This is a genomic window from Pseudomonas sp. SIMBA_068 (genome assembly GCF_046534705.1).
GTDB classification, from domain to species: Bacteria; Pseudomonadota; Gammaproteobacteria; order Pseudomonadales; family Pseudomonadaceae; genus Aquipseudomonas; species Aquipseudomonas putida.
Map to the genome: position 1 here is coordinate 1 of NZ_JAWRYI010001403.1, position 243 is coordinate 243.

General features: G+C 59.3%; 1 protein-coding gene. It reads left to right on the plus strand.

Going from position 1 to position 243, the window contains the following annotated elements; all coding sequences use genetic code 11:
* A partial coding sequence (locus SB756_RS34235) for an NAD(P)/FAD-dependent oxidoreductase (protein WP_410913777.1) occupies nucleotides 1–243 on the plus strand: 243 nt, incomplete at both ends.

The following is a 243-nucleotide window of genomic DNA, read 5'->3' on the forward strand; positions in this document are numbered from 1 at the left end:
GGCGCGTTATACCCAGTGGGATTTTATCGATCTGGTTAATCGCCACGGCATCGCCTGGCACGAGAAAACCCTGGGCCAGCTCTTCTGCGACGACTCCGCCCAGCAGATTGTCGATCTGCTGCTGGCCGAATGTGACAAGGGCAATGTCACCCTGCGGCTGCGCAGTGAAGTGCTCAGCGTGGCGCGCGATGAAAGCGGCTATACCCTGCAACTTAACGGCAGCACGGTTCAGGCGGAGAAGCT